Annotated in this window: 2 protein-coding genes; one reads left to right on the top strand and one right to left on the bottom strand. The window is 61.7% G+C overall.

Annotation, left to right across the window (positions count from 1 at the left end; genetic code table 11):
- Positions 1-1,194: glycoside hydrolase family 18 protein (locus tag OSA81_13680; protein MDE0900052.1), on the top strand; the 1,194-nt coding region annotated here is incomplete at its 5' end.
- On the opposite strand, the gene OSA81_13675 is transcribed toward OSA81_13680, so the two are convergent.
- The coding region (locus OSA81_13675; protein ID MDE0900051.1) for a hypothetical protein at positions 1,150-2,232 on the bottom strand (1,083 nt) is incomplete at its 5' end. The two genes, OSA81_13680 and OSA81_13675, sit on opposite strands and share 45 nt — an antisense overlap.

Genomic DNA, 2,232 nt, shown 5'->3' with positions numbered 1-2,232 from the left:
GCACTCGGCGACCCCTGGGCCGATATCGAGCGACACTTGCCCGGCGACCCCTGGTCGGGCCCAGGCTCAGATGCTCCGTACTTTGGCAACTTCCGCCAGCTCGACCTCTTGAAGGAGCGACACCCCGACCTCAAGACCCTGATCTCTGTCGGCGGCTGGACCTGGTCAGGGAACTTCTCGGACGCGGCGCTCACGCCGGCGTCCCGGGCGCATTTCGCGACGGGCTGTGCCGACTTTATGGAGACCTACGGATTCGATGGCATTGACATCGATTGGGAATATCCAGGAGGCGGCGGCCTCGCCTCGAACACCGCACGCCCAGAAGACACACAGAACTTCACGCTCCTCTTACAGGCGGTGCGGAGCGAACTGAACGCACGTGGCTCTCTGAGCGGTCGCCAGTACCTATTGACCATTGCCGCCCCCGCCGGCGCGGAAAAGATCGCGAACCTCGAGGTCGAACAGATCCACCCCCTTCTCGACTTCATCAACGTCATGACCTACGACCTTAACGGCTCCTGGAGCCCCGTTTCGAACTTCAACGCGCCACTCTATCCAGCACCCGGGGACCCGACGATCACCCCCGGCAACAACGCAGACGCGGCGATTCAGAATTACCTCGGGAAGGGCGTCCCGGCCGACAAGCTGGTGCTCGGCGTCCCGTTTTACGGCCGCGCTGTGCAGGGAGTGGCCAACGTAAACGGTGGCCTCTTCCAGGCCTACACGGGGACGCCCCTGGGCACCTGGGACACCGGCGCCACCGGCGCCACGGGAATGTTCGACTACGCCGACATCGCGGCGAACTACCTGGGCCAGCCCGGCATCGTTTTGCATCGGGATGCCGACGCCGGCGTCCCTTGGCTGTATGACCCGACCAACGGCCTATTTCTGAGCTACGACGACCCCGCCTCCCTCGCTCTCAAGAAGCAATACGTCATCACGAATGAGCTCGGTGGCGTGATGATCTGGGAGATGTCGAGCGACCTGAACGATCAGCTTCTCGACGCGGTGATCCCGGGCGAGCCCGGCCCCGCCGTTCCGGCGCTGGGTCCCGCCGGGGTGGGCATCCTTGCTGCGCTATTCGGATGGACCGCCATACACCGGCGCGCGGGCGTCCGGACGAGGCCGGTCGCCTCCGAGGATCAGCCATCAGTCGGATCGGGCAATTGTAAGCTCATGCGCCGCTCGCCCTGAAACCAGCGGCAGGTCGAGATAGGTCTTGATGCCGGGCTGGGCTTCGATCACATAAGGAATCGCGCTCACGTTGTGAATGGCCGTGGCGACTATTCCGGGGTTGCGAATAAGACCCGCTTCGACCGACTCGGGATGCCATCCGTGAAAGCTCACCCTGGAGTTCGGATCACCCTGGACTTCGACCTCGAATCGTTCCCCTTCGGGTCCGAAGCTCCACGCCGGCTCGATATTTTCCTGGCCCATGAACCAGTTGGTGCGAACTGTGATCACGACCTTGCCGCGTACCGTACCCTCCCAGGTGAATTTTTGGGCGGCGACCAGCCCCGGTTCGATGATGCCGATCGGCGAATCGATCGGCTTCGTGGCAACAGCGACTTCGTGATGTGCGCGCTTTCTTTCGTCGAGGGCAAAGCCGAGGGTATCGGCGACCATGTCGATGGATTCCAGGAAGCCCCCGCCCATGACGTCGAGCATCGGGCTCTTCGCTGCTTCTTCCGGGGTCTTTCCGAAGAGCATGATTTCGCCGACTACGTAGGGCGCCGCGTAGGTACGGATATCTGAGAACTCCTCCGCGCGAACATGGGTGATATTTCGGGAAAGCGCCGAGATCATGAGCGGGAACCGTTCAGTGATGCCACCGGGATGGATGCCCGTACCGTGGAGCGTCACGCCACCCCTCTGACAAGCGGCCTCCAGGTCGGAAACGTCGCGCTTGCCCGGGTAGAAATAGCCGAGAGGCGTCACGATATTCTTTCCCGAATCGAGGATACGAACGATCTCTTTTCGATTCGCCATGATGGGTGAGTACATGACACAGTCCGCATCGAGGGCAAGCAGTTCCTCGACGTTGTCGGTCGTCGTGACACCCATTCGTTCCAATCCGCAGAGCTCGCCGGCGTCCTTTCCAACCTTTTCGGCACTATGCACCCAGCATCCTACGAGTTCGAGATCAGGATGAGAGGCGATGCCTTCGATGGAGGCACGTCCGACTCCTCCGGTTGCCCACTGGATCACTTTGTAAGTCATTTCAATTCCCCT

Source organism: Longimicrobiales bacterium, from assembly GCA_028823235.1.
Lineage (GTDB): Bacteria > Gemmatimonadota > Gemmatimonadetes > Longimicrobiales > Gaopeijiaceae > UBA2589.
The sequence above is the reverse complement of the archived record's forward strand: the minus strand, read 5'-3'. Positions and strand labels throughout refer to the sequence as shown.